Here is a 25,089-nt window from a genome sequence, read left to right on the forward strand (position 1 = left end):
AGTTTATTTTTCTATTGATGCCTTATAAATTGATTCAATTGAACTGTCAAGTAAGTCGTTAAATTCCTCATCTGTTTGATTTACATTAAGACCCTCTGTTAGAGCCCTTGAAAATGAAGCTATAAGATTTTGATTCTTTGCAAGAAGTTTATTTGACTTTTCTCTTGAGTATCCTCCTGAAAGAGCAACAAGTCTTACAGTTTGATCAAAGCTTAAAAAGTCAAGATAAAGGTCGGGCTTATTAGGTATAGTCATTTTAAAGATAACGAGAGTATCCTTGTCCAGAGCCTTAAGCTCCTTAAGGATTTCTTCCTTTAAAAACTCCTCAATTTCACCTTTCTTTTCAGCGTGAATATCAACCTCAGGCTCAATAATAGGAACAAAACCTGCGGCTGATATTTTTTTGGCAAGCTCAAATTGTTGGCTTACAACTTTTTTAATACCCTCCTCATTAAATTCCTTAATTACAGATCTCATTTTAGTGCCGAAGATGTTTCTTTCCTTTGCCTCTTTAAGAAGCTCGTCAAGGTGCTTCATAGGCTTCATAAGCTGAACGCCGTCTTTAACTGTATCAAGACCTTCGTCTATTTTAAGAATAGGCACCACACCCTTTTTATCCCATAAATAATCGGCAGTGTATTTACCGTCAATTTTAGAATTCATAGTTACCTTAAAAAGAATGGCTCCTAAAATTCTGTCGGAGTTAAAGGCAGGTGATGTAATAATTCTGCTTCTCATTTTATGGACAAGGTCAAACATTTCTTTGTCATTTGAATAACCGTCTTCATCTATACCGTAAAGCTTAAGAGCTTTGGGAGTTGAACCTCCACTTTGGTCAAGGGCGGCAATAAAACCCTTGCCTGATTTCATACGTTTAAGTTGTTCTATATTCATTATAACCTCCATTGTTCCATAGATAAGTAAAGTATATCACAAATAGGAGATATAAGGGATTTTTCTTGTATAATTTTAAGCCATGGGGTAAAATTCAAAAGTAGGTGATTAAGTGTATTATGCAGTAAAAAAAGGAAAACAGGCCGGCATATATCAAAGCTGGGATGAAGCAAAAAAACAGGTTATAGGATATAGCGGAGCCATTTATAAAAAATTTAAAAGCTATGAAGAGGCCTCAGACTTTATAAAAGGCGAAAGTAAGAAGGCTGAAATTCATTCTGAAGACAAGCTTAAAGAAGGAGAAATTATAGCTTATGTAGACGGATCCTATAATATTAAGGATAAGTCCTTTTCCTATGGAGCCCTTCTTTTTGACAATTCAGGTATCTATGAGGAGCATTCTCAGAGATTTTTTACCGGCAACAATGAAATGCGTAATGTTGCAGGAGAAATTAAAGGAGCCGAGTATGCCATGAAAAGAGCCTTGGAGCTTGGGAAGAATAAGCTCTACCTTCACTTTGACTACTCAGGTATTGAACACTGGGCAAAGGGAGAGTGGAAGACCAACAAGGAAGGGACAATTAATTACAAAAACTTTTATGACTCTATAAGGTCGAATCTTAAAGTTGAATTTATAAAGGTTAAGGCTCATAGCGGTGTAGAATATAATGAAATAGTTGATAAACTTGCAAAGGAAGCGGAATAATGAGAAAATCTTGGGACGAATATTTTATGAAAATTACTCAAATGGTGGCGACAAGGTCCACCTGTGACAGGGCATTTGTAGGTTGCGTTTTGGTAAATGAGGACAACAGAATAATATCTACAGGCTACAACGGATCCATTACCGGCAACAAGCACTGTGATGAAGTGGGACATACCATGAGGGACGGACATTGTATAGCTACTATACACGCTGAAATGAACGCCCTTTTATACTGTGCCAAGGAGGGAATATCAGTAAAAGGAGCCAAGTGCTATGTTACTCACTTCCCCTGTTTAAATTGCACCAAGGCATTGATACAGGCAGGTATTAAATATATAATATATCAGGAAGCTTACAGAATTGATGATTATGCCCTTGAATTAATTAATAAAAACAAAATAGGACTTAAACAAATCAAAGGGGTGGAAGAATGAAGAAATTTATAGACGAATTTAAAGAATTTATCTCCAGAGGCAACGTTGTGGATATGGCGGTAGGTGTTATTATAGGTGGTGCCTTCGGTAAAATTGTAAGCTCCCTTGTAGAAGACATTGTTATGCCTATGATAGGAATGTTACTTGGAAATATTGATTTCAACAATATTTTTATAGCCCTTGACGGATCCGACTACAGCACTTACGAACAAGCCAAGGAAGCAGGAGCAGCAATAGGAATAGGAGCATTTATAAATAATGTTGTAAACTTTTTAGTTATAGCACTTGTAATATTTATAGTAATTAAACAGTTTAATAATATGAAAGACAAATTAAAAAAACCCGAAGAAGCAGAAGCACCATCAACAAAAATTTGTCCTTATTGTAAGAGTGAAGTTAACATAGAAGCAAGTAGATGCCCACATTGTACAAGTGAACTTGAATAAAAAATACGGCCTCGTATTAGAAGGAGGCGGAGCAAGGGGAGCCTATCATATAGGTTCCTATTTTGCTTTAAAAGAATTGGGATTTGAATTTGAAACAGTTGTAGGCACATCTATAGGTGCAATTAATGCAGCTATGATAGCTATGGGCGAGCCGGAAAAGTGTGCTAAACTGTGGAGAAGTGTAACTATGGAGGATTACCTTAAAGACTCCTCTAAGGAAGTTACAACAAAAAAAGACGAAGATAAAAATCAGGACCTTAAAGATGAGCTTATAGACTCTATAAAAAATGTTATAAATGACACCATTAACAACATAACCTTACCTGTAGAACCTTTAAAAAATTTGGTAGATGAAAATATAGACGAAGACAAGGTCAGAAGATCCAAAATCAGATTCGGACTTGTTACTGTAAATGTTACAGACAAAAAAGCAGAAGAACTCTATATAGAAGATATACCTAGGGGAGAACTTAAAAAATATTTAGTTGCCAGCTGCTATCTTCCTATATTTAAAATGGAACCCCTTGACGGAAAATACTATTTAGACGGGGGATTCTACAACAATATCCCCTATGACATGGTGGAAAAATTAGGGCAGACTCCCGTAATTATAAGATGCAAAAAAAGCAAGGTAAACAATATTTACATGCCTAAGGATGCACTTATAATAGAACCGGCGAAAAAATATGCCTCATCTGTGGATTTCGACCCTATAAGGGCAGATGAAATTATTAGAATAGGCTACTTTGACACCTACAAAAAAATCAAAGGCCTTATGGGAAATAAATACTACATTAAACCATTTGAAGAAGAAAAAGCCGCTAAAATACTTTCAGAAATTTATTTTGATATTTTAGATTCCTATATTGACCATAACAAATATAAAATAAGCTCAAACTACAGAAGGTTCTTTGAAGAGGTTTTGCCCGACATAGCATCCAAGCACGACCTAAAAGGAGACTACACCTATGCAAAGCTCTTAGTTTTAATAGTGGAAAAGCTTGCAAAGGAGCTTAATATAGACTACCTTAACATATACGATATAGACTCACTTTTAGAGAAGATAAAAAATAAAGAAGAAATTGAGTCCGGTAAAGATAAAATGATAGAGAAGCTTGCAAAAAGGATTATGAAGTGAAACTGGAAAAAATTAGAAATACAATAGAAAACTCCATACCAGAACCTATAGACATTTTTAGAAAATATTCCGTTTTAATTCCCATAATAGAAGTTGAAGGAGAACTCCATCTTCTATATGAAATAAGGTCAAAAAAACTAAAAACCCAACCCGGAGAAATTTGCTTTCCCGGTGGCGGTATAGAAAAAGGCGAAGACCCAATAAGCGCAGCCCTAAGAGAAACAAGTGAAGAGCTTTTAATTTCTAAAAGTGAAATTGAAGTTTACGGAGAAGGAGACTATTTAGTAAACCCCTACAACAGAGTTATTTATTCAGTAGTCGCTAAAATAAATAAGGATCTCTCTGAAATAAATCCCAACAGGTCAGAAGTGGACCAGGTATTTACTGTGCCCCTTTCATTTTTTTTAAAGGACCCGCCTAAAAGCTACGAAGTAGAATTTCAGGCAAAGAGAAACAAACTCTTCCCCTATGAACTCATCCCCAACGGAAAAAATTACAAATTCGGGAAGAACAGGGACAGAGTCCTCTTTTATAACTATAAAGGTTTAATAATTTGGGGATTTACCGCTAAAATGACCTACAATTTCCTAAAAAAAGTGGGAGTACAATTGTAACAAAATTGTAACAATTAACAGAAAAGGGCTATTTTTAGCCCTTATTTTTGACCATTTAATTAATAAAAAGCAAAAACAGCTCTGACCACCCTAAACAAAAGGCTAAAATCAGCGGTTTTAAGAAAAAATTAAGAAATTAAGCTAAAAATTTGACAAGACTCATTTTAATAGATATACTACCAAAGTAGTTAAATGGTTACAAAATAGTTACATTAGTGACAAAATTGTAATCATCAGCTTAGGAGGTTATAAAATGGGTTTAAAAACAAGTACATTTAAAAGAAAGAAACTTCTTGTTGTGGCAATTATAATAGTTGCAGTATCAGCTATTATGATGGGTTTCTCAACAGCACTTGCTAAAAATGTTAATTTAATTATAGATGGTAAGGTAAAAGAAGTTACAACATATTCAGAAACGGTAGGAGACTTTTTAAAAACACAAAACATAAAATTACATAGCGATAACCTTGTAATCCCTGGAGAAGAAGAAAAAATTACCGAGGATATGGACATTATTGTCGCAGAATACAAATATTACGTAATTATAGACGGAAAGCAAATATATAGCGGTAAATCTATAAACGAAAGCGTAAAAGATATACTTAAAGATCTTAAAATTGAACTTGACGAGGACGATGTAGTAACACCCGGCTTACTTGAAAAAGTTAAAGAAAGAGATACCATAAAAATAGAAAGAGTAGAAAGACAAAGCTACCAAACCAAGACAGAAATCCCTTACGAAAGCGAAATCGTTGAAAACGCCGATATGTATAACGGAGAAAGCAAAATAATACAAAAAGGCGTTGTCGGAGAAAAAGTAGATACATTTGAAAATGTTTTTGTAAACGGAGAATTGGTATCCATAGAGCCTGTAGACTCACAAATTACCATTGAACCGGTTAAAGAAATAGTTGAAAAAGGAACAAAAGAAATCGACGTAGCAAACCTGGAAGGCAAAAAAGTAAAAAAAGTTATAGTAATGCAGGCAACAGCCTATGACCCTACAGCAGGTTCAAAAACCGCTATGGGAACAAAAGCAAGAGTCGGAGCTGTAGCCGTAGACCCTAGAGTTATACCCCTAGGAAGCAAACTATATATAGAATCAATGGACGGATTCCCAACCTACGGCTATGCTACCGCCGAAGATACAGGAGGAGCAATTAAAGGAAACAGAATAGACCTGTTTTACTCAACAAATGCTCAAGCCTTAAAATTCGGTAGAAGAAACGTAAAAGTATACGTTTTAGAATAAAATCGATTAATTTTAATTAAAAACATTATAAAAATATAAATAAAATTTAAACTTGCAAAATAAAAGGCTAGGAGAATTAACCCTCTAGCCTTTTTATTTTAGTCATTTCGACCGAGCGCAGCGAGCGGAGAAATCTCTACCCCATACCACCCAGTCATTTCGACTGAAGCGAATGAAATGAGCGGAACGGAGAAATCTTATTACAATTCCGAGATCTCTCCATGCGTTCGCTGTCGCTCCCTTAGCGAGATGACAGACTTTATAATACCGCAATTAATATGACGAATCCTCCCAAACCTTTATATCCAAACAGCCTAAAAGCGTTTTAAGGGGTAAGAAGGGGGAGCGCGAGGGGGACGTTAAGTGTAGCCCTAACCCGATTTTTGAAAAAAATCGTAGGTAGGTCTCATGCAATCATTTGTCTGAAGCTTGCTTCAGTAACAAATGTCTGCTGAGAATCGCAACTCCCTTAGTCCCCCTCGTATAAAAACAATTAAATATAATAAAAAAGAGAGATTTCTCCATGCGTTCGCTATCGTTCACTTAGTCGAGATGACAGACTAAAAAAGTCCGTTCACTTAGTCGAGATGACAGACTTCAAAATCCCCAATTAATATTATGAATCATTTAAAACCTTTATATCCAAACAGCTTAAAAGCGTTTTAAGGGGTAAGAAGGGGGAGCGCGAGGGGGACGTTAAGTGTAGCCCTAACCCGATTTTTGAAAAAAATCGTAGGTAGGTCTCATGCAATCATTTGTCTGAAGCTTGCTTCAGTAACAAATGTCTGCTGAGAATCGCAACTCCATTAGTCCCCCTCGTATAAAAAACAATTATATATAATAAAAAAGAGAGATCTCTCCATGCAGTCGCTATTGCTCACTTAGTCGAGATGACAGACTTAAAAAGTCCGCTCCCTTAGTCGAGATGATAGACTTCAAAATCCCCAGTCATTTCCACCGAGCGAAGCACCCCATCCCACCCAGTCATTTCGACCGAGCGTCAGCGAGCGGAGAAATCTCTTTTTAATTCCAGCCTCTCTCCCCTATATGTCAAATAAATAAATAATAGCAAAATCCGCCGCTAAACAAGCCCCGCAACAAAGAAAGAAACCTTGATTTTTCAAGGCCTCCCACCAATATTTCTCCAATATTTCATTAAACTTACATTTTGTAATACAACTGTAATTTTACAACCGGCCCTTTTAGTGTATAATAATAACACAAGAGGAACAATGACAATTAAATATTATTTTAGTAATGAGGTAATGTTTAACTTGTCACCTCTAGCTGTTTAAATAAACAGCGACAGAAGTTTAAGACTTTTGTAGGTCTACAAAAATTTTAAGGAGGTCGTAAGACAAGATGAACAAAAAACTTTTATCCCTTGTACTTGCACTAGTGATGGTACTGGGAACATTCACAACTGTCTTCGCCGAAGAAGCTAAAGCAGAAAAAGTTGAAAAAGTAGTTGGAAAAGAAAACAAAATCCAATACATTATCGACAAAAAATTTGTTGAAGGCTACGGCAATGGAGACTACGGATATGATAAGAATATCAAGAGATCCGAAATTACTAAGCTATTAGTTTATGCTAACGGTAACAAAGAACTTGCAGACAAAATCCAAGGTTCAATGCAATTGTACACAGACGTTGATACAAAGCACTGGGCAAACGGAGTTATCTCAGTAGGTTCAACAGTGCCTTCAAAGGCAAACAATCTACCTATGCTAAACGGTTATCCTGATGGATCTTTCAAACCTGAAAACGACGTAACATATGCAGAACTTGCAAAAATGTTAGTTGTTCTTGTTAAGAAAGATTTAACAAAGGATATGTACGATGAAGCTAACGCTCATTGGGCATCTCAATGGATGACTTGGGCAGCACAACTAGGTATCCTAGATGACGTAACTGTAACTGATTCAAGTGCACCTGCAAACAGAGCAGACGCATTTACAATGGTTTACAACGCACTTTATAGCATGGAATATTTCCACAGAACACCAGTTGGTGAAAACATGGGAATCATTTCTCAATTAAAGAATAGCGAACTTACTCTAAACCAAGGCGAAAAAGCTAAAACTTATAAGATTACTGAAAACACAGTATTTGTACTTTACAATCAACACAATACACTTGATGTAAATGCAAACGTAAAAGATGCAAAGACACACGTATCAACAGCAGTTAAGGCAAGAGCAATTTCTAACCCTGAATACTACTATGGTTCTCTAGTAAGAGTTCTATCTAACGATAAGGGCGAAGTTACTCACATTCTTGAACTTGGTAACCCAAGATACCTTGCATTAGGTCATACAGACACTGCAAAATGGACTCACACATCAATTGAAGATAATGTAATTGATACTAACCAACGTTGGAGAGGCGTTGCAGATGCAACAGTAGAAACTTCAATATCAGAAGAATTAGGCAAAACCTCTGACTACAGATATGGTGTTGGCGCTAAGCTAAACTATAAGAACGGCGCTGCAAAAACTATTTCTTTCCATCAAGGATATTTCGCTAGAAAGCCTATCAATGAAACAGGAACAGAAAGATATAAAAACAACTACAACTATATAGATGAACAATATCAAGGCAAAGATGTTAAGCTTGTTAAAGAAGTAAAATTAACTTCAGCAACAAGATACTATGTAGCTGACGTTTATAGAAACCAATTAACAGAAGTTAAAAATGCTGACGAAGCAATTAGAATTCTTGGCAATACAACAGCTTCTAACTGGTTCTTTGATGTATATGTAGGATATGACGGATTTGGCAACAGAGAAGCTCATGAAACAGCAGGTCACACAAATCTTGTAGGATACAATGAAGCTAAGGTTGTAGTATTTAACGCAGTTCAAAGAGATAACAACGGTTCAGTTACACTAAGAGTTAAAAACGAAACTAATAACGTTTACGGTATTACTTTAGAAGATACTAAGGGTAATGTTATCGATAAGAACGTAGAAGCTTATAGAAACTACTTCCCATACAACTTCAATACAAGAAACGACTCAGCTAAGCTTGATGTTATAACATTTAGCCTAAACAACGCTTTAGGTTTTGAAGCAGAAATGCTAATTGACCACAGCAAAACAGACAAATACCCAATTGTTGAAATTACTGACATTCAAGACAGAGCTCTTATCGTAAGAGACAAATGGGGCGCAACTGCAGTACTTTACATGGATAGCGAAACTGATGTATTCCTAGAAGGACAAATCAAGAGGGGTGCACTAATTCAATTCCACACTGAAAAAGACAATAAGCTAGTTAAAGATGGTAAAGTTAACGAACTTAACTATGTTGACGTAGTATCTGTAATGCCTGAAGGAAAGGGAATAGTTCCAGCAGGTTCACTACAAGGCGTTGTTGAATTTAACCATGGCAACCAAGTAGCAGGTAGCGTAAGAGTAGTTAACGATGTTACTGAATACGGCAACCAATATCACAAGGTAATTGTTGATGTAGACAGAAACCTATATGATGGAAAAGACTATTCAGACAGATCTTACTTCGTTCTTGACAACACTGAAGCTTACAGACTAATCAAATGGCTACAAGATGGTCATACAAATACAAAATTCAGATTCAAGGTTAAGGCAAGCAGAATCGCTGAAGTAAAAGACGAAATGTATGATATCGAAGTACTAGTTGGAGACACTTGGTACAAGATTAATGACAAATATGACTATGTAACCTTAGCACAAGTTAAGGCTATGTATGATCAACTAGCTGCAAAGTACAATGCTGATGGTAGCGGAGTTACTTTTGCTAACTACAAAGATGCTGAAAAAGATTTAAAAGCAATTGCTGACAAAGTAAAGGAATTAAGTCTTGAAGATCAAGCAGTACTTGACAGCACACCTTATAAGCCTGTAAAGGACGCTGTTGAAAAGAAAGTTAAAGATGCTACAGAACTTGAAACAGAACTTGCAAAGGTAACAGACGCAGATATCGAAAATCTTGATAATACTCTAACAAATCCTGCAGATGTAAAAACAGCAGTAGAAGGAAAAGTAAATGCAAAAGTTAATCCTAATGCAACTGCAACAGCTACATTAACAGATGGAGCTACAGTTTACGCTCCTGAAAAGCCTGTAAAAGCTAAAGTTACTTTAACATCAGCAGCTGATGCTACTTTAACAGCAGAAAAAGAAATAACAGGTAACATTGCTAAATAACTTAAAATAAACTTAGTTTATTAAAGTTAAATAAAAGATTAACCCGAGAGGAAACTCCCGGGTTTCTTTTTTTGCCCTTTTTTAACATCCCCACACCCCCAGTCATTTCGACCGAACGAAGTGAGCGGAGAAATCTCCACCCCACCCCCAGTCATTTCGACCGAGCGCTTTATATACCCCAGTCATCTTGAGCGAGCGCAGCGAGTCGAAAGATCTCTCTTTCCAGTCATTTCCACTGGAGCGAATGAAATGAGCGAAACGGAGAAATCTCTCTTTTTATTGTGAGATCTCTCCATGCTTTCCCTTAGTCGAGATGACAGACTTAAAAAAGTCCGCTCCCTTAGTCGAGATGACAGACTTCAAAATCCTCAATTAATATGATGAATCATTTAAAACCTTTATATCCAAACAACCCAAAAGCGTTTTAAGGGGTAAGAAGGGGGAGCGCGAGGGGGACGATAGGGAGAATCGCAACTCCCTTAGTCCCCCTCGTATAAAAACAATTAAATATAATAAAAAAAGAGAGATCTCTCCATGCGTTCGTTACACTCACTTAGTCGAAATGACAGGCTTAAAAAAGTCCGCTCCCTTAGTCGAGGTGACGGTCTTTATAATCCTTCGGTCGAGATAACAGGATCCCACACCAAAAAAGAACACTTGTTTTATTTCCTCTCTTATATTATAATCTTAAAAGAACATAAGTTCTTAATTTATATAAAGGAGGTTTTAAAATGGACTACAAGGACTTTAATTCGCTTTTGGATAGGTGTCTTAATGGGGACAATGAGGCCAGGCTTGATTTGCTTAATGCTTTGACTCCTCTTATTGCTTCTTCTATTAAGTCTTATTGTCCTATTTGGCAGGAGTATGAGGATTTATTTCAGGACGGGGTTTTGCTGGTGCTGGAGTGTCTTGAAATTTATAATCCTTCTAAGGGAAGGTTTTTAAATTTTGTGAAGAATTATTTAAGGTTTTATTTTCTTGATACTTTTAAATATCTTATTGTTGGAGAGTATTTTGAGGATATTGACGGAAAGGAGGATTTTGCTAATTTTTTAAGGGATACTGCTAATGTTGAGGAGGAGGTTTTGTCAAGAATGGACTCTGATGATTTGAAAAGGGCTCTTGGTCTTTTGACTAAAAGGCAAAGGGATGTAATTGTCATGTATTATTTTCTTGATATGAGACTTGATAGGATTGGCGAGGCTCTTGACATTAAAAGGTGGACTGTTGTTAATACTAAGAGGAGGGCTATTGAAATTTTAAGGGGGTTTTTATGTTAGTTAATAAGCTGCCTATTGGCTTTAATTTTTCTAAAAGGGCTTCTGAGCCTAGGTTTATCGTGGTTCATGATACGGGTAATCCTGCAAGGGGTGCTGATGCACAGGCGCATTTCAGGTATTTTAACGGTGGCTATAGAGGGGCTTCGGCTCATTATTTTGTTGATGATAAGGAAATTGTTGAAACTGTTGAGGTGTCAAGGTCTGCTTGGCATTGTGGCGACGGCAGGGGCAAGTACGGCATTTGGAATTATAATTCTATCGGAGTTGAGCTTTGTATTAATGAGGATGGTGATTGGGAGAAGACCAAGGCTAATGCTCTTGTTTTAATTAGATTTTTGTGCAGGTTTTATAAAATCAGCAAGTCTAATGTTGTAAGGCATTATGATGCAAGTAGAAAGATCTGCCCGGGGAGGATGTCAAAGGACAATTGGAAGGAGTGGTGGATTTTTAGGGAAATGATTTAATAGCAACTTAGGGATATTTTTTCTATATATATAGTGGAGGTGATAATATGGCATATACTGATAGACTTGACAAGGTTACTTTAAAAATCGGCATTGTTAACGGCACCAATAAGAATGGAGAGACTATTGTTTCTTATAAGTCTTTTAAAAGTGTAAACCCGACTTGCAGCAGCGATGTTTTGGCTGAGGGTGCTAAACAAATTGCGGCTCTTTTTCCGAGTCAAATGGCAGATATGAAAAAGGTTGTAGAGTATAGTTTAATTAATGGTTAATGATTAATAGTTAAGGAGGTGTATTATGGGTAAAAAAACTTTGGAGCTTAATTTTCTTGATGAGAATGATAAGTCTTTAAGATTTTCCATTGCCAACCCTAAGGAAGGGATTAACAAGGCGCAGCTTGTGGGTATTGAAGACTATATTGTTAAGAATGAAATGTTTGTAGGTCCCAGCGGAAAGCTAAAAGGTTTCGGTACTGCAAAGTACAGAGAAGTTACAGAAACTGATTTATTGGCATAGTTCGGGAGGTGATTTCTTGAATATTAATGAACTTTTTGCAAATATTGCAAATATCGGTTTTCCAATTGCCATTTCTTGTTATTTGCTAACGAGGCTTGAGGGGAAAATGTCTGATCTTTCTAATTGCATAAATGAACTTAATAGAAATATTGAGAAATTTATCAACTGACACTTATGTGCCGGATTTGGAGCTTAGGCTCTTTTTTTTATGCCCTTTTTTATTTTCCAGTCATTTCCACCGACCAACCCCACACCCCAGTCATTTCGACCGAACGCAGCATCCCACCCTTCCAGTCATTTCGACCGAGCGCCAGCAAGCGGAGAAATCTCTCTTTTCATACATAGAAATCTCTCTTTTCATACATAGAAATCTCTCTTTTCATACATAGAAACCTCCCTTTTCATAAAAAATTAAATAATACATTGTTGTGGAAACAATTGCATGAATGATGTATAATGATTCTATGCTAGATTTATGTGTGCATAAGGGGTGGGAGTATGAGTTTTTCATCCTATGTGAAAAGTGAATTGGCAAAGATTCCTATTGAGAATAATTGCGATATTATTGCTGAGCTTGCTGCTTTTGTACCTATGTGTGCCTCTTTAAGCCTTGCTGAAGGAGGGCTTAGAATAGGCTTTAATACTGAAAGTGCGGCTGTGGCAAGAAGGATTTTTACTTTTTTAAAGGGTTATTATTCTGAGGATGTTGTCGTCAAGGTATCCAAGTCCAGACAGCTTAAAAAGAATAATATTTATTCTGTTATGCTTGAAGATTCGGGGGCCACTAATTTACTTTTAGATGATGTTAATTATATAAGAAATGAAAACGTATTTATGCCTAATTATGCTCCTGAATTTTTATTAAGGGACAGGTGTTGCAGGAGGGCTTACATAAGGGGGTCTTTTTTGGGAGCGGGTTCTATATCTGATCCTAAAAAGTACTACCACTTGGAATTTGTTTGTAACAGGGCTGAGCATGCGGAGTTTTTGTCTAATTTGATTAATTCTTTCGGCTTCAGGTCCAAGTTTATTGCAAGAAAGGATAGTTACATAGTCTACCTTAAGGAGGCTGAACAGATTTCTGATTTGCTCAGTTTAACGGGGGCTTACAGGTCTACTCTTGAGTTTGAGAATGTCAGAGTTTTTAAGGATATTAACAACAGGGTCAACAGAATTGTAAATCTTGAGAGTGCTAATTTGAATAAAATAGTTGATACTAACATAAGGCAGGTAAGGGATATAGAGTTAATTGACAAGGTTATTGGTCTTGATAATCTGCCTGATAATTTAAGACAGGTGGCGCAGCTTCGACTTGAGGACAGATCTTTAAGCTTAAGGGAGCTTGGCAAAAGGCTAAGTCCTCCTATAGGAAAGTCGGGGGTCAACCACAGATTAAAAAGGATTAAGGATATTGCGGATAGCATAAGGAGTGAGAGAGATGGTGGTTAAGACAGTAGAATTAAAGCATGAGAATGGCTTACATGCAAGGGCGGCGGCTTTATTTGTAAGGTGCGCCAACAAGCATAAGTCTGAAATTACTTTAACTGCTCACGGAGAAAGTGTAAACGGTAAGAGTATAATAGGTATCATGTCTCTTGGTGTAAAGTGTAATGAGTCTATTGAGATAAGTGCTCAGGGTGTTGATGAGAAAGAGGCAATTGACAATTTATCTAAATTGGTGGAGAATAATTTTATAGATGTGTAGATTAGGAAGAGTTTTAATAATTTATTATTAAGGCTCTTTTCATTTAAGTGGTGATATATAGTGAAGGATTTTGTAAATTTACATGTGCATAGTGAGTATTCTCTCCTTGACGGATCGGCTCGTATAGAGGAGCTTGCCGAGAGAACTAAGGAGCTGGGTATGGATGCTGTAGCCTTAACGGATCATGGAAATATGTATGGTGCCATAGCTTTTTATAAGGCTTGTAAAAAAGTAGGTGTAAAGCCTATTTTAGGTTGCGAGGTTTATATAAGTGATGGTGATTATACTAAGTTTGACAAGGACATGCAAAGGTTTCATTTGATTCTTCTTGCTGAAAACAATGAGGGTTTTTTAAATCTAATGAAAATTGTGTCTGAGGGTTTTGTTAAGGGCTACTACTACAAGCCCAGAGTTGACAAGGATGTCCTTAGAAGGTACTCCAAGGGTATTATTGCAAGCTCAGCCTGTCTTGGGGGAGAGGTGCAGAGAAAGCTTTTATATAATGATTATGAGGGGGCAAAGCGTGCCGCCTTATCCTATAGGGAAATTTTCGGACCTAACAACTTTTTCTTAGAACTCCAGGATCATGGCATCCTGGACCAAAAAAGGGTAAACAAGCAGCTTGTTATTTTATCTGATCAGCTTGGGATTGATCTTATTGCAACTAATGATGTTCACTATTTAAAAAGGGAAGATGCCAAGGCTCATGATGTGCTTTTGTGTATTCAGACAGGGACTATTGTAAATGCAAGTAAGAGGATGAGATTTCCCAGTGATGAGTTTTATTTAAAGGGCCCTGATGAAATGTATGAGATTTTTTCGGCTAATCCTGAGGCTTTGGAAAACACCAAAATAATTGCCGACAGATGTAATGTGGATATAGAGTTTCACAACTTGCACCTGCCTCACTTTAAGCTTCAAGAGGGTTATACTAATGTAAGCTATTTAAGGCATTTAGTTGAGGAGGGTTTAAAGCAAAGGTATAAAGAGGTTAGCGGCAAAATAAGGGAAAGGGTTGAGTTTGAACTTAACACCATTATAACCATGGGTTACACTGACTACTTTTTAATTGTTTGGGATTTTATAAATTATGCTAAAAGTAAGGGTATTATGGTGGGACCGGGACGTGGATCTGCAGCGGGCTCTATTGTGTCTTATGCTCTTAGGATAACTGATGTTGACCCTATGGAATTTAATTTGCTTTTTGAAAGGTTTTTGAATCCTGAAAGGGTCTCCATGCCGGATATAGATATAGATTTTTGCTATGAAAGACGTGAAGAGGTAATTGATTATGTTATAGACAAGTACGGCAAGGACAATGTTGCACAAATTGTTACCTTTGGAACCTTGGGAGCAAGGGGAGCCATAAGGGATGTAGGAAGGGCTTTGGATATAGGCTACGGAAAGGTTGACTATATTGCCAAGCAGGTACCTAATGAGCTTAATATGACTATAGAAAAGGCTCTTGATGTAAGCAGCAATTTAAAAAAGGAATATGAAAGTAACGATGAAATTAGGGAGCTTATAGATACGGCTATAAAGGTTGAAGGTCTACCAAGACACACATCAACTCATGCTGCCGGTGTTGTAATATCAAAGGACGCTCTTACTAATTATGTACCCTTAACTAGAAACAAGGATATAATAGCAACTCAGTTTAATATGACGGAGCTTGAGGAGCTGGGCCTTCTTAAAATGGACTTTTTAGGTTTAAGGACTCTTACTGTAATTAGAGATGCGCTTTTTCTTATAAAAAAAATCCATGGAAAGGAAATAGATTTTTCTTCCATGAAGCTTAATGATAAAAAGGTTCTTGAAATGTTTGCCAAGGCGGAAACTCTCGGGGTATTTCAATTTGAATCTGCAGGTATGAGGGCTTTTTTAAAGGAGCTTAAGCCTGACGCCTTTGAAGATTTAGTTGCGGCAAATGCACTTTTTAGACCGGGGCCTATGAATCAGATACCTAAGTTTGTAGAGTCGAAGCATAATCCTAAAAAAATCAGTTATATTCATCCTGCCTTAGAGGAAATACTGGCTTCAACCTACGGCTGCATAGTTTACCAAGAGCAGGTAATGCAAATTGTTCAAAAAATCGGAGGCTACTCTCTTGGTAGAGCGGACCTTGTAAGACGTGCCATGTCCAAGAAAAAAATGTCCGTTATGGAAGAGGAAAGGCAAAACTTTATTTATGGCAAGAGGGAAAATGGCAAGCTGATTTGCAAGGGTGCCATAGCTAATGGTGTTGATGAAAAAAGCGCCGGGGAAATTTATGATTTAATGATAGATTTCGCCAACTACGCCTTTAATAAGAGCCACTCCGTTGCCTATTCAGTAGTGGCATATTGGACAGCTTACTTAAAATACTACTACCCTAAGGAGTTTATGGCGGCACAGATTTCTTCTCAAATGGGCAATGTTTCTCAAGTGTCCCTTTATATTGAAGAGTGTGCAAGATTGGGTATAGGTATTTTACCTCCCGATATTAACAAAAGTTATGAAAAGTTTACTGTAGAAGATGGTAAAATCAGATTTGGACTAAAGGGTGTAAAGAATTTAAGTTCAAATTTAATTTCCGCCATAGTTGAAGTTAGAAAAAATGGAAGGTTTAAAAGCCTAAGTGATTTTATTGAAAGAGTTGCCAAAAATGATGCCAGGGCTCTTAACAAGAGATCTATTGAGTATTTAATAAAGTCGGGGGCCTTAGATGGACTTGGAGGCAACAGGGCACAGTATTTGGCGGCTTATGAAAAGATAATTGACAACTGTCTATCTAATGCAAGAAACAATATTCAGGGACAATTTTCTCTTTTTGACACTATAGAAAATAAAAACGAAATTTTGCCTGAGCTTAAGGATTTTAATCAAAGGGCAAAGCTTGAAATGGAAAGGGAAATTTTAGGTATATATGTATCGGGGCATCCTCTTGACAGTTACAGGGACTTTATTGCATCCTCAGGTGGAGACAATATTAATGAAATTAACGAAAGATACAGAGAGGGCGGATTTAATCGAGATTATTATGTAAAAATAGTCGGCATTTTAAAAAATAAAAAGACTATGATTACAAAGAATAAAAAAATAATGGCCTTTGCAAAGTTGGAGGACCTTTATGGTGAAATAGAACTGATAATTTTCCCCAACACCTATGAAAAAGCCTTTGACAAGCTAGTTGATGACTCAATAGTTTTAATTGAGGGTCACATTCAACACTCTGAGGTGGAGGAGCCTAAAATTATAGTGGATGATATAAAGTCCGTTAAGGAGCCTTCCAGCAAAAGACTGTATATTTCAGTAAAAAGTCAAAAAAGCACCGCCATTATTAAGTTGATTAAAAATGTACTTGTTAACTACAAGGGTGAGACTCCCAGTGTTTTGTATTTTGAAGACAGTAAAAAAGCTTACGGCTTGGACAAGGATTTTTGGATAGATGAAGAAAGATTTGAGGATCTTAGACCTGAGGTCTTGACTTTTTTAGGCAACGATTCCTCTAAGATAATTTTAAAGTAGGTGTTTTATGGAAAAAATAGGAATTTTAACAAGTGGGGGAGACGCCCCGGGTATGAACGCCTTTATCCGTTCCGTAGTAAGGACTTCAATTTATAGAGGGGCGGAGGTATATGGTATTAAAAACGGTTATAAGGGACTTTTAGAAGGTAAGGTAGACAGAATGGTTGAGTCCTCAGTTGGGGATATTATACAAAGAGGAGGAACCATTTTAGGTACATCAAGGTCCGACAAGTTTATGACGGAGGAAGGAATCAGAAGGGCTTTAAGTATTCTTGAAGTTTTCGGTATAACAAAGCTTATAGTTGCAGGAGGAGACGGTTCCTTAAAGGGGGCCTTGGAACTTGGCAAAAGAGGTGTTGATGTAATAGGAGCACCCTTAAGTATAGACAATGATTTAGGCTATACTGATTATTCTATAGGATTTTTCACTGCCGTTAACACAGTTACCTCTGCCATATCTAAAATAAGAGATACGACGGAATCTCACGGAAGGGCCCATGTAGTTGAGGTTATGGGAAGAAACTGCGGAGACATTGCCCTATACAGCGGCTTGGCATCAGGTGCCGAATCTATAATAGTACCTGAAAGAAAGCTTAACTTGGATGACATTGTAAAGAGAGCCATAAAGACTAAGGAAAGAGGCAAAAGGCATCACATTATAATTATGGCTGAGGGAGCGGGAAGCTCCTATGACCTGGCGGAAAAATTCAGCGACCTGACTCAAATTGAAACTAAGGTTACAGTGCTGGGTTATCTTCAAAGAGGTGGAGAACCTAATGTTATAGACAGGATAATGGGTTCCACCATGGGAGAAATGAGTGTAAATCATATTATGGATAACTTAGGTTCCTATGCTATAGGAAACAAAAAGGGCGAGATAAAAATCTATGATCTTGAAGAAGCCCTTAGTGTGAAAAAAGAATTCAAGGATAATTTAGCAGATATAATGAAGGTTATATCAATATAGGGGGATTTATGAAAAGGACTAAAATAGTAGCTACTATAGGACCTGCATCAGACAGTGAAGAAATGCTTGAGCTTCTTTTAAAGGAGGGTGTTGATGTTTGCAGACTTAACTTTTCCCATGGAACAAGACAGGAGCACCTTGAAAGAATAAAAAAGATAAAAAAATTAAGAGATAAGCTTAATTTGCCTGTCGCCCTTATGCTGGACACTAAGGGGCCTGAAATAAGACTTGGCACCTTTAGGGATATGAAAGAGTTTTACCTGGAAAGTGGAGATAAATACATTCTTACTACAAGGGAAATTGAGGGGGAAGAGGGTATATCCTCAGTCTCCTATAAGAATTTACCTGAAGATTTAAATGAAGGTTCAAGAATTTTAATAGATGACGGACTTATAAGCATGATAGTTAACAAGGTGGAAGGAAGCGAAATTTACTGCACAGTTGAAAACGGAGGTATGATTTCTTCAAGAAAGGGCCTTAATTTGCCAGGAGTCAAGGTAAATCTTCCGGCTATCACAGAAAAGGACATTGAGGATATAGAGTTCGGTATAGAAAATGATATTGATTTTATAGCGGCTTCCTTTGTAAGAAGCAGGCAGGACGTGCTTAACATCAGAAAAATCCTTGAAGACAGAGGCAACTATGATATAAGAATTATAGCTAAGGTTGAATCTAAACAGGGCCTTGATAATCTTGATGAGATTCTTGAGGTATCAGACGGTATTATGGTAGCAAGAGGGGACCTTGGAGTTGAAATTATGACAGAAGAAGTTCCCCTGGCACAAAAGCTTATGATAAAAAAATGTAATTTGGCAGGTAAACCTGTTATAACTGCAACTCAAATGCTTGACTCCATGATGAGAAATCCAAGACCTACAAGGGCTGAAGCTAATGATGTTGCAAATGCGGTTTTAGATGGAAGCTCCGCCGTTATGCTTTCAGGAGAGACGGCAAGTGGCAAGTATCCTCTGTTGGCAGTAAAAACAATGAGAAAAATAATAGAGGTAACGGAAAGATCCATTGACTTTAAGGAGCTTTTAAAGAAAAAAATAGATCAAAACTCAGACACTATAGTCAATGCTATAGGTAAAAGCGCCTGTACCATAGCGGGGGATTTAAATGCCAAGGCTATAATTACTGCAACTACATCAGGAAGCACAACAAGAGCAATAGCAAAGTTTATGCCTAAGGCTGATATTATAGCTGTAACGGTTAATGAAAAAATAAGAAGACAGCTTAACCTTGAATGGGGAACTGTTGCAATTACAGGAGAACCCTTAACAAACACCGATGATGTTTTGGAGAACTCCGTAAAGAGAAGTATTGAAGAGGGATTAATAGGTCCGGGAGATACACTTGTTTTAACTGCAGGAGTCCCTGTAGGCCTTTCAGGTTCCACTAACCTTATAAAGGTTCAGACAGTTTCAGAAATTATAGGCAGAGGTGTTGGTTTCGGTCTTAGTAATGTAACAGGATCAGCCCTTGTGGTAAACTCCATTGATGATTTGATTTACAAGTTTAAAGCCGGAGACATTTTAATTTTAAATAACACTGATAAGGAAATAATGGAGTATGTGAAAAAAGCTTCAGCTATAGTTGCAGAAGTGGAGGGCTATACCTCCCATGCTGCCATTACAGGCCTATCCCTTAATCTTCCTACAGTTGTAGGAGTAAAAAATGCAAGAAAACTTATTAAAACCGGGGACATAGTCAGTCTTAATCCTCTAGAGGGTTTGGTAAAAAAGGGTATGTCTTAAGATTATAAATAATAAAAGAGAGGAGCCTTTAATATAGGCTTCTTTTTTATGGAGAAAATAATCTTATAGGATAAATGTAAATAAAATTTTAAAATAGCTATATTTTTTATTAAAAGTAAACTAAAATATAGGATATAGGTGTAACTTAAAAATAAGAGGACAATTTTTAATAAATAGAGATAAAAGGCAATTTTATTTTATTAGGATAAGTATATTTTTAATGAGAATAATCCCTTATAAGTATATACTATGTATAATGTGTGTGTAATAAAAGTCTATTGCTTTTATTATGCAGTTTGGTTTTAACTCCATTTTTTCAAGGAGGGTGTAATGAAAATAATAGTGGCAGGCAGTATAAACATGGACCTGGTTGTAAGGTCGGAGGAAATTCCAAAGCCCGGCGAAACTGTTCCCGGAAAAGATTTTACTACTATACCTGGAGGCAAGGGAGCCAATCAAGCGGCTGCTATAGCAAAGCTTGGAGGAAGCTGTGTTTTTTTAGGTAAGGTTGGAAATGACGACTTCGGCACAAGTGTCCTTGAATCAATGAAGGCCTCGGGAATTAACGTTGACCTTGTGGAAAAGGAAAAGACTTCAACAGGAGTTTCAATTATAAATGTAGATGCAAGAGGCAACAACAATATAGTTTTTGTTGCAGGGGCAAATGCCTTAGTTGATGAGGCCTATATTAACAGGCACATAAATGCCTTTAAAGATGCTTCTATGGTTGTTATGCAAAATGAAATTCCCAAGGAAACTATAAGACACATTTTAAAGGTCACAAGGGACATGAATATTATCAGACTTCTTAATCCGGCTCCGGCTATGGACATAGAAGATGATATGTTAAAAGAGATAGATATACTTATACCTAATGAGCACGAACTTGCAAGGCTTTCAAAGGTAACAATAGATTCTAAGGAGTCAGTAAGGGCTGCGGCAGGTCTGCTTTTAGACAGGGGACTTGGAAGAATAATAGTTACCCTTGGTGAACATGGAGCCTTTTATAAGGATAAGGAAAAGGAAAAGTTTTACACAGCCTATAAGGCGAATATAGTTGACACTACAGCTGCAGGGGACAGTTTTATAGGAGGATTTTGCAATAGCTTTGTTGAATCCGGGGACATAGATAAGTCTATAGATTTCGGACAAAAAACCGCAGCTATAGCTATAGGAAGATTCGGAGCTCAAACATCAATCCCTAGCAGGGAAGAAGTGCTTAATTTTAAACCGGAGGACTGATATGGAAGCTAAATTAAAAGAACCTCTTTTAAAAATGGAAAACATCAGTAAAAGTTTTCCGGGAGTCAAGGCTCTGGACAAGGTAAGCCTAAATGTCTATGCCGGTGAAGTAATGGCTCTTTTGGGAGAGAACGGAGCAGGTAAAAGCACCCTTATGAAAATTCTTTCAGGGTCTTATAAGGCTGATGAAGGCAAAATCATTTTAAGGGGAGAGGAAATAAATGTAGACTCACCCTTAGACGCCACTAAAAAAGGCATATCAATTATTCATCAGGAGTTAAATTTGCTTCCCCACATGTCGGTATATGAAAATGTATTTTTAGGCAGGGAGCTTACAGGCTCCATGGGAATGCTTAAAAAGTCCCAAATGATTAAAGAAACTGAAAAGGTCATTAAAAGGCTTAATATTAATATAGACCCTAAGATAGATGCCGGACTTTTGTCCATTGCTCAACAACAAATGGTTGAAATTGCCAAGGCTTTGTCTATAAATGCAGATATAATAATTTTAGATGAACCTACCGACACCCTTACAACTAAGGAGTCGGATGTGCTTTTTAATATAATTAGAGAGCTGAAGGCTCAGGGCAAGGGACTAATTTTTATTTCCCACAAGCTTGAAGAGGTTTTTGAAATATGCGACAGGGTAACGGTATTTCGTGACGGAAAGCTTATAGGAGAGGAAGAAGTCAGTCAAGTAGATGAGGATAAAATAATTACCATGATGGTAGGCAGAAGCCTTGATGAACAATTTCCTCATATAGATGTGCCGGGAGAAGAAGTCTTTCGCGTGGAGGGCTTAAATAACAAATATATTAAAAATATTTCCTTTGGAGTTAACAGGGGAGAGATTTTAGGTATATCAGGCTTAGTAGGGGCAGGTCGTACTGAACTTGCCAAGACTATTTTCGGGCATTATCCCTTGGATTCAGGTAGAATTTACCTTGAAGGCGAAGAAATAAGGGTCAAATCTCCAAGAGAGGCTTTAAGTAAGGGAATAGTTTATGTATCAGAGGACAGAAAGGGAGAAAGCCTTGTAATTCAAATGAATGTTATGGAAAACATCACTCTTTCCGCCTTGGATAAATTTAAAAGAGTTCTGGCTATAAACAAAAAGCTTGAAAAAGAAGCAAGTGAAGACTATGTAAAAAAAATCAGAATAAAAACTCCTACAGTTAGGCAAAGGGTAAAGAATTTAAGTGGAGGCAATCAACAAAAGGTTGCCATTGCAAAATCCCTTTTAACAGATCCCAAGATTCTTATTCTCGATGAGCCTACAAGGGGAATAGATGTAGGGGCCAAAAAAGAAATTTACGAGCTTTTAAATACTATAAAAGAAGAAGGCAAGGCAATTATCATTATTTCCTCAGACATGCAGGAAATTTTAGGAATGAGTGACAGGGTAATAGTTATGAACGAAGGTAGACAAAAGGCAATAATTAAAAGAGAAGAGGTTACCCAGGAAAAGATTATGAGCTATATTATGAAAGTGGAGGAAACAGAAAATGAATTTGAAAAATAAGGATTTATTAAATAAAGCCCGCCCTGTAATAGGACTTATAATTTTTTCAATAGCTATAAGTTTTATAAGCGACAGATTTTTAACAGTAAATAACTTGTTTAACGTCTTTAGACAAACCTCTATTAATGCAATAATAGCAATAGGTATGACCTTTGTAATCCTTACATCGGGAATAGATTTGTCAGTAGGATCTATACTTGCCTTTTCAAGTGCAGTGGCAGCCTATATGCTTTCAAGCGGCTATAATATATGGCTGGTTATATTTGTAGCTTTAGGCATAGGACTTTTAGCCGGTACAATTAACGGACTTTTTATAACTAAGGGAAATATACAACCCTTTATAGCTACTCTTGCCATGATGCAGCTTTTAAGAGGAGCGACTCTTGTTTTTCTAAATGGAAAGCCTATAGCAGTACCTGCCAAGAATGTATCACCGGTTTTTAAATTTATAGGAAGGGGAAATCTTTTCGGTATTCACGTTCCTATACTTATTACAATTATAGTCTTTATAATAGCTTATTTGCTTCTTAACTTTACCAAATTCGGAAGATATATATATGCAGTTGGAGGCAATGAAGAATCCTCCATGCTTTCAGGAATTAATACCCACAAGGTAAAAATAAGCGCCTATGCCATAAGCGGACTTATGTCAGCCCTTGTAGGACTAATAGTAATATCAAGACTTTCATCAGCCCAACCTACAGCAGGAGAAGGTTATGAAATGGATGCCATAGCAGCAGTGGTACTTGGAGGAACAACTCTTTCAGGAGGCCAAGGTTCAATAATAGGTACCCTTATAGGTGCCTTGATAATAGGAATTTTAAACAATGCTCTAAACCTTATGAACGTTCAATCCTACTACCAAATGATTGCCAAAGCAATAGTAATAATTATTGCAGTATTACTTGACAGAAAGAAGTCAAACTAGGAGGTAATTATGAAAAAACAGGGAATTTTGCAAGGGGAAATATCAAAAATCATAGCTGAATCAGCACACACCGATTTAATAATGATAGGTGATGCAGGTATGCCTGTACCTGAAGGTGTTAAATTTATAGATTTAGCCGTAAAAGAAGGTGTACCGGGATTTTTAGATGTTCTTGAAAAAGTTCTTGAAGAGTTATACATAGAAGAAGCAGTTATAGATGTGGAGCTTAAAGACTTAAATCCGGATTATAGAAAAAAAATTTTAAGTCTTATAGATGAAAAGGTTCCGGTAAAGGAAATTCCTCATGAGGATCTTAAAAAAATGTCAAAATCCTGTATAGCTGCAATTAGAACAGGGGAGTTTACACCCTATTCAAATATTATTTTAAAATCCGGAGTTGTGTTTTAGTTATTAACCCGGCAAAGTCGGGAGAAATAAAAGGAGGAATATATTAAATGAAGAAGATTATTGCAACATTATTAGTGGTAGTTTTAGGACTTTCACTTGTAGCTTGCGGGGGCGACAAAAAAGCAAATGCTCCTAGCGAAAACACAGGAGAAAAAGAAACCACAGAAGCATCAGCAGAAGGTAAGACAGTAGGTTTTGTTATTTCAACTCAAACAAATCCTTTCTTTGTAACTCTTAAAGAAGGCGCTGAAAAGAAAGCTAAGGAACTTGGAGTTGAACTTATAGTTTTGGATTCACAAGACGATTCAGCTAAGGCTGCATCAAATATGGAAGACTTAATTACAAGAGGAGTTGACCTTATTATAGTTAACCCTACAGACTCAGATGCCATTGTACCAAGTGTTGAAGCTGCAAACGAAGCAGGTATTCCTGTAATAACAGTAGACAGAGTTTCCAACGGCGGAGAGGTTGTAACATCAGTTGCATCAGATAACGTTGCAGGCGGAAAAATGGCAGGACAATTTATAATTGATAAGCTTGGCGGAAAAGGTAAAGTTGTTGAACTTGAAGGTATTTCAGGAGCCAATTCAGCTATAGAAAGAGGCCAAGGATTTAACGAAGCTATAGAAGGTAGCGACATAGAAGTAGTTGCAAAACAAACAGCAGACTATGATAGAGTAAAGGGTCTTGAAGTAATGGAAAACATTCTTCAATCACAAGCTGAAATAGACGCTGTATTTGCTCACAACGACGAAATGGCATTAGGTGCTCTTGAAGCTATTAAAGCCAGCGGTAGAGATATGATTGTAGTAGGCTTTGACGCTACAGATGATGCAGTAGCATCAGTAGAAGCGGGAGAACTTGCAGCAACAATAGCTCAACAACCGGGACTTATGGGAGAAAAGGCAATAGAAGCAGCAATTTCAGTTATTAATGGAGAAACTGTTGAATCAAGTATCCCTGTAGACTTACAACTAGTTGAAAAGAAATAAATTTTTAGGCAGGCTGACTATCAACCTGCCTTTTAAATTAGAAACCTATTTTAGAAGAAGAAAAGCACGGATTATTAAGGTACAAACTTATTAAATGTGATATACTTATTTAAGTTTAAGTATGAA

At 36.9% G+C, this 25,089-nt stretch carries 23 protein-coding genes; 22 read left to right on the forward strand and 1 reads right to left on the reverse strand.

Annotated features, from left to right (window positions below):
- Nucleotides 1–3: 3 nt before the first annotated feature.
- Nucleotides 4–894 carry a fructose bisphosphate aldolase gene (locus PEPCATONIAE_RS07470; protein ID WP_138160519.1) on the reverse strand — a complete coding sequence of 297 codons (891 nt, stop codon included), beginning with the start codon at nt 892–894 and terminating at the stop codon, nt 4–6.
- A gap of 112 nt (nt 895–1,006) precedes the next feature.
- On the opposite strand from PEPCATONIAE_RS07470, the gene PEPCATONIAE_RS07475 reads away from it, so the two are divergent.
- From PEPCATONIAE_RS07475 to rbsB, 22 genes are all read left to right on the forward strand, one after another.
- Entirely contained in the window at nt 1,007–1,600 is a 594-nt protein-coding gene (locus PEPCATONIAE_RS07475) for a ribonuclease H1 domain-containing protein (protein ID WP_138160520.1), read from the forward strand.
- Nucleotides 1,600–2,034 (forward strand): deoxycytidylate deaminase, encoded by a 435-nt coding sequence (locus PEPCATONIAE_RS07480; RefSeq protein ID WP_138160521.1) that lies wholly within the window; start codon nt 1,600–1,602, stop codon nt 2,032–2,034. Before PEPCATONIAE_RS07475 ends, PEPCATONIAE_RS07480 begins: the two co-directional genes overlap by 1 nt.
- Complete coding sequence (gene mscL, locus PEPCATONIAE_RS07485) at nt 2,031–2,480, forward strand: large conductance mechanosensitive channel protein MscL (RefSeq protein WP_138160522.1); 450 nt, start codon at nt 2,031–2,033, stop codon at nt 2,478–2,480. Before PEPCATONIAE_RS07480 ends, mscL begins: the two co-directional genes overlap by 4 nt.
- Nucleotides 2,473–3,618, forward strand: a complete 1,146-nt coding sequence (locus tag PEPCATONIAE_RS07490) for a patatin-like phospholipase family protein (RefSeq protein ID WP_138160580.1) — start codon at nt 2,473–2,475, stop codon at nt 3,616–3,618. The genes mscL and PEPCATONIAE_RS07490 overlap by 8 nt, the downstream gene beginning before the upstream one ends.
- Entirely contained in the window at nt 3,615–4,232 is a 618-nt protein-coding gene (locus PEPCATONIAE_RS07495; protein ID WP_138160523.1) for an NUDIX hydrolase, read from the forward strand. The genes PEPCATONIAE_RS07490 and PEPCATONIAE_RS07495 overlap by 4 nt, the downstream gene beginning before the upstream one ends.
- A gap of 253 nt (nt 4,233–4,485) precedes the next feature.
- Nucleotides 4,486–5,484 carry a resuscitation-promoting factor gene (locus PEPCATONIAE_RS07500; RefSeq protein ID WP_138160524.1) on the forward strand — a complete coding sequence of 333 codons (999 nt, stop codon included), beginning with the start codon at nt 4,486–4,488 and terminating at the stop codon, nt 5,482–5,484.
- Between the two features lie 1,362 nt (nt 5,485–6,846).
- The gene (locus PEPCATONIAE_RS07505) at nt 6,847–9,672 is read left to right on the forward strand and encodes an S-layer homology domain-containing protein (protein ID WP_138160525.1); all 2,826 of its coding nucleotides are present in this window, start codon (nt 6,847–6,849) and stop codon (nt 9,670–9,672) included.
- Between the two features lie 731 nt (nt 9,673–10,403).
- Nucleotides 10,404–10,955, forward strand: a complete 552-nt coding sequence (locus PEPCATONIAE_RS07510) for a sigma-70 family RNA polymerase sigma factor (protein ID WP_138160526.1) — start codon at nt 10,404–10,406, stop codon at nt 10,953–10,955.
- The gene (locus PEPCATONIAE_RS07515; protein WP_138160527.1) at nt 10,949–11,419 is read left to right on the forward strand and encodes a peptidoglycan recognition protein family protein; all 471 of its coding nucleotides are present in this window, start codon (nt 10,949–10,951) and stop codon (nt 11,417–11,419) included. The genes PEPCATONIAE_RS07510 and PEPCATONIAE_RS07515 overlap by 7 nt, the downstream gene beginning before the upstream one ends.
- Nucleotides 11,420–11,466: 47 nt before the next feature.
- Nucleotides 11,467–11,691: a DUF1659 domain-containing protein gene (locus tag PEPCATONIAE_RS07520; protein ID WP_138160528.1), complete on the forward strand. Its 225-nt coding sequence runs from the start codon at nt 11,467–11,469 to the stop codon at nt 11,689–11,691.
- Between the two features lie 25 nt (nt 11,692–11,716).
- A complete protein-coding gene (locus PEPCATONIAE_RS07525) occupies nt 11,717–11,935 on the forward strand; it encodes a DUF2922 domain-containing protein (RefSeq protein WP_138160529.1) in 219 nt (72 codons plus the stop codon).
- Nucleotides 11,936–11,951: 16 nt separating this feature from the next.
- Nucleotides 11,952–12,104 carry a YvrJ family protein gene (locus PEPCATONIAE_RS07530; RefSeq protein ID WP_346265078.1) on the forward strand — a complete coding sequence of 51 codons (153 nt, stop codon included), beginning with the start codon at nt 11,952–11,954 and terminating at the stop codon, nt 12,102–12,104.
- Nucleotides 12,105–12,433: 329 nt separating this feature from the next.
- The gene (gene whiA / locus PEPCATONIAE_RS07535; protein ID WP_138160530.1) at nt 12,434–13,384 is read left to right on the forward strand and encodes a DNA-binding protein WhiA; all 951 of its coding nucleotides are present in this window, start codon (nt 12,434–12,436) and stop codon (nt 13,382–13,384) included.
- Complete coding sequence (locus tag PEPCATONIAE_RS07540; protein ID WP_138160531.1) at nt 13,374–13,640, forward strand: HPr family phosphocarrier protein; 267 nt, start codon at nt 13,374–13,376, stop codon at nt 13,638–13,640. The genes whiA and PEPCATONIAE_RS07540 overlap by 11 nt, the downstream gene beginning before the upstream one ends.
- Before the next feature lie 60 nt (nt 13,641–13,700).
- Nucleotides 13,701–17,147: a DNA polymerase III subunit alpha gene (locus tag PEPCATONIAE_RS07545; RefSeq protein ID WP_138160532.1), complete on the forward strand. Its 3,447-nt coding sequence runs from the start codon at nt 13,701–13,703 to the stop codon at nt 17,145–17,147.
- 7 nt (nt 17,148–17,154) lie between these two features.
- Nucleotides 17,155–18,114, forward strand: a complete 960-nt coding sequence (locus tag PEPCATONIAE_RS07550; RefSeq protein WP_138160533.1) for an ATP-dependent 6-phosphofructokinase — start codon at nt 17,155–17,157, stop codon at nt 18,112–18,114.
- Between the two features lie 8 nt (nt 18,115–18,122).
- Nucleotides 18,123–19,871, forward strand: a complete 1,749-nt coding sequence (pyk, locus tag PEPCATONIAE_RS07555) for a pyruvate kinase (protein ID WP_138160534.1) — start codon at nt 18,123–18,125, stop codon at nt 19,869–19,871.
- Nucleotides 19,872–20,201: 330 nt separating this feature from the next.
- The gene (rbsK, locus tag PEPCATONIAE_RS07560; protein WP_138160535.1) at nt 20,202–21,113 is read left to right on the forward strand and encodes a ribokinase; all 912 of its coding nucleotides are present in this window, start codon (nt 20,202–20,204) and stop codon (nt 21,111–21,113) included.
- 1 nt (nt 21,114) lies between these two features.
- The gene (locus PEPCATONIAE_RS07565; RefSeq protein ID WP_138160536.1) at nt 21,115–22,635 is read left to right on the forward strand and encodes a sugar ABC transporter ATP-binding protein; all 1,521 of its coding nucleotides are present in this window, start codon (nt 21,115–21,117) and stop codon (nt 22,633–22,635) included.
- Nucleotides 22,619–23,563, forward strand: coding sequence for a ribose ABC transporter permease (gene rbsC, locus PEPCATONIAE_RS07570; RefSeq protein WP_138160537.1), 945 nt, complete (start codon nt 22,619–22,621; stop codon nt 23,561–23,563). Before PEPCATONIAE_RS07565 ends, rbsC begins: the two co-directional genes overlap by 17 nt.
- 9 nt (nt 23,564–23,572) lie before the next feature.
- Nucleotides 23,573–23,971 (forward strand): D-ribose pyranase, encoded by a 399-nt coding sequence (gene rbsD / locus PEPCATONIAE_RS07575; RefSeq protein WP_138160538.1) that lies wholly within the window; start codon nt 23,573–23,575, stop codon nt 23,969–23,971.
- Nucleotides 23,972–24,018: 47 nt separating this feature from the next.
- On the forward strand, nt 24,019–24,963 hold the full coding sequence (gene rbsB, locus PEPCATONIAE_RS07580; RefSeq protein ID WP_138160539.1) for a ribose ABC transporter substrate-binding protein RbsB: 945 nt from the start codon (nt 24,019–24,021) through the stop codon (nt 24,961–24,963).
- Nucleotides 24,964–25,089 lie beyond the last annotated feature (126 nt).

The sequence above is a fragment of the Peptoniphilus catoniae genome (assembly GCF_901447155.2).
Taxonomy (GTDB): Bacteria; Bacillota; Clostridia; order Tissierellales; family Peptoniphilaceae; genus Peptoniphilus_E; species Peptoniphilus_E catoniae.

Bases quoted from the DNA above. Each gene is read 5' to 3' on its own strand.
- PEPCATONIAE_RS07470 (WP_138160519.1), bottom strand. From the start codon at position 894: ATGAATATAGAACAACTTAAACGTATGAAATCAGGCAAGGGTTTTATT.
- PEPCATONIAE_RS07480 (WP_138160521.1), top strand. From the start codon at position 1,600: ATGAGAAAATCTTGGGACGAATATTTTATGAAAATTACTCAAATGGTG.
- mscL (WP_138160522.1), top strand. From the start codon at position 2,031: ATGAAGAAATTTATAGACGAATTTAAAGAATTTATCTCCAGAGGCAAC.
- PEPCATONIAE_RS07500 (WP_138160524.1), top strand. From the start codon at position 4,486: ATGGGTTTAAAAACAAGTACATTTAAAAGAAAGAAACTTCTTGTTGTG.
- PEPCATONIAE_RS07505 (WP_138160525.1), top strand. From the start codon at position 6,847: ATGAACAAAAAACTTTTATCCCTTGTACTTGCACTAGTGATGGTACTG.
- PEPCATONIAE_RS07510 (WP_138160526.1), top strand. From the start codon at position 10,404: ATGGACTACAAGGACTTTAATTCGCTTTTGGATAGGTGTCTTAATGGG.
- PEPCATONIAE_RS07515 (WP_138160527.1), top strand. From the start codon at position 10,949: ATGTTAGTTAATAAGCTGCCTATTGGCTTTAATTTTTCTAAAAGGGCT.
- PEPCATONIAE_RS07520 (WP_138160528.1), top strand. From the start codon at position 11,467: ATGGCATATACTGATAGACTTGACAAGGTTACTTTAAAAATCGGCATT.
- PEPCATONIAE_RS07525 (WP_138160529.1), top strand. From the start codon at position 11,717: ATGGGTAAAAAAACTTTGGAGCTTAATTTTCTTGATGAGAATGATAAG.
- whiA (WP_138160530.1), top strand. From the start codon at position 12,434: ATGAGTTTTTCATCCTATGTGAAAAGTGAATTGGCAAAGATTCCTATT.
- PEPCATONIAE_RS07540 (WP_138160531.1), top strand. From the start codon at position 13,374: ATGGTGGTTAAGACAGTAGAATTAAAGCATGAGAATGGCTTACATGCA.
- PEPCATONIAE_RS07550 (WP_138160533.1), top strand. From the start codon at position 17,155: ATGGAAAAAATAGGAATTTTAACAAGTGGGGGAGACGCCCCGGGTATG.
- pyk (WP_138160534.1), top strand. From the start codon at position 18,123: ATGAAAAGGACTAAAATAGTAGCTACTATAGGACCTGCATCAGACAGT.
- rbsK (WP_138160535.1), top strand. From the start codon at position 20,202: ATGAAAATAATAGTGGCAGGCAGTATAAACATGGACCTGGTTGTAAGG.
- PEPCATONIAE_RS07565 (WP_138160536.1), top strand. From the start codon at position 21,115: ATGGAAGCTAAATTAAAAGAACCTCTTTTAAAAATGGAAAACATCAGT.
- rbsC (WP_138160537.1), top strand. From the start codon at position 22,619: ATGAATTTGAAAAATAAGGATTTATTAAATAAAGCCCGCCCTGTAATA.
- rbsD (WP_138160538.1), top strand. From the start codon at position 23,573: ATGAAAAAACAGGGAATTTTGCAAGGGGAAATATCAAAAATCATAGCT.
- rbsB (WP_138160539.1), top strand. From the start codon at position 24,019: ATGAAGAAGATTATTGCAACATTATTAGTGGTAGTTTTAGGACTTTCA.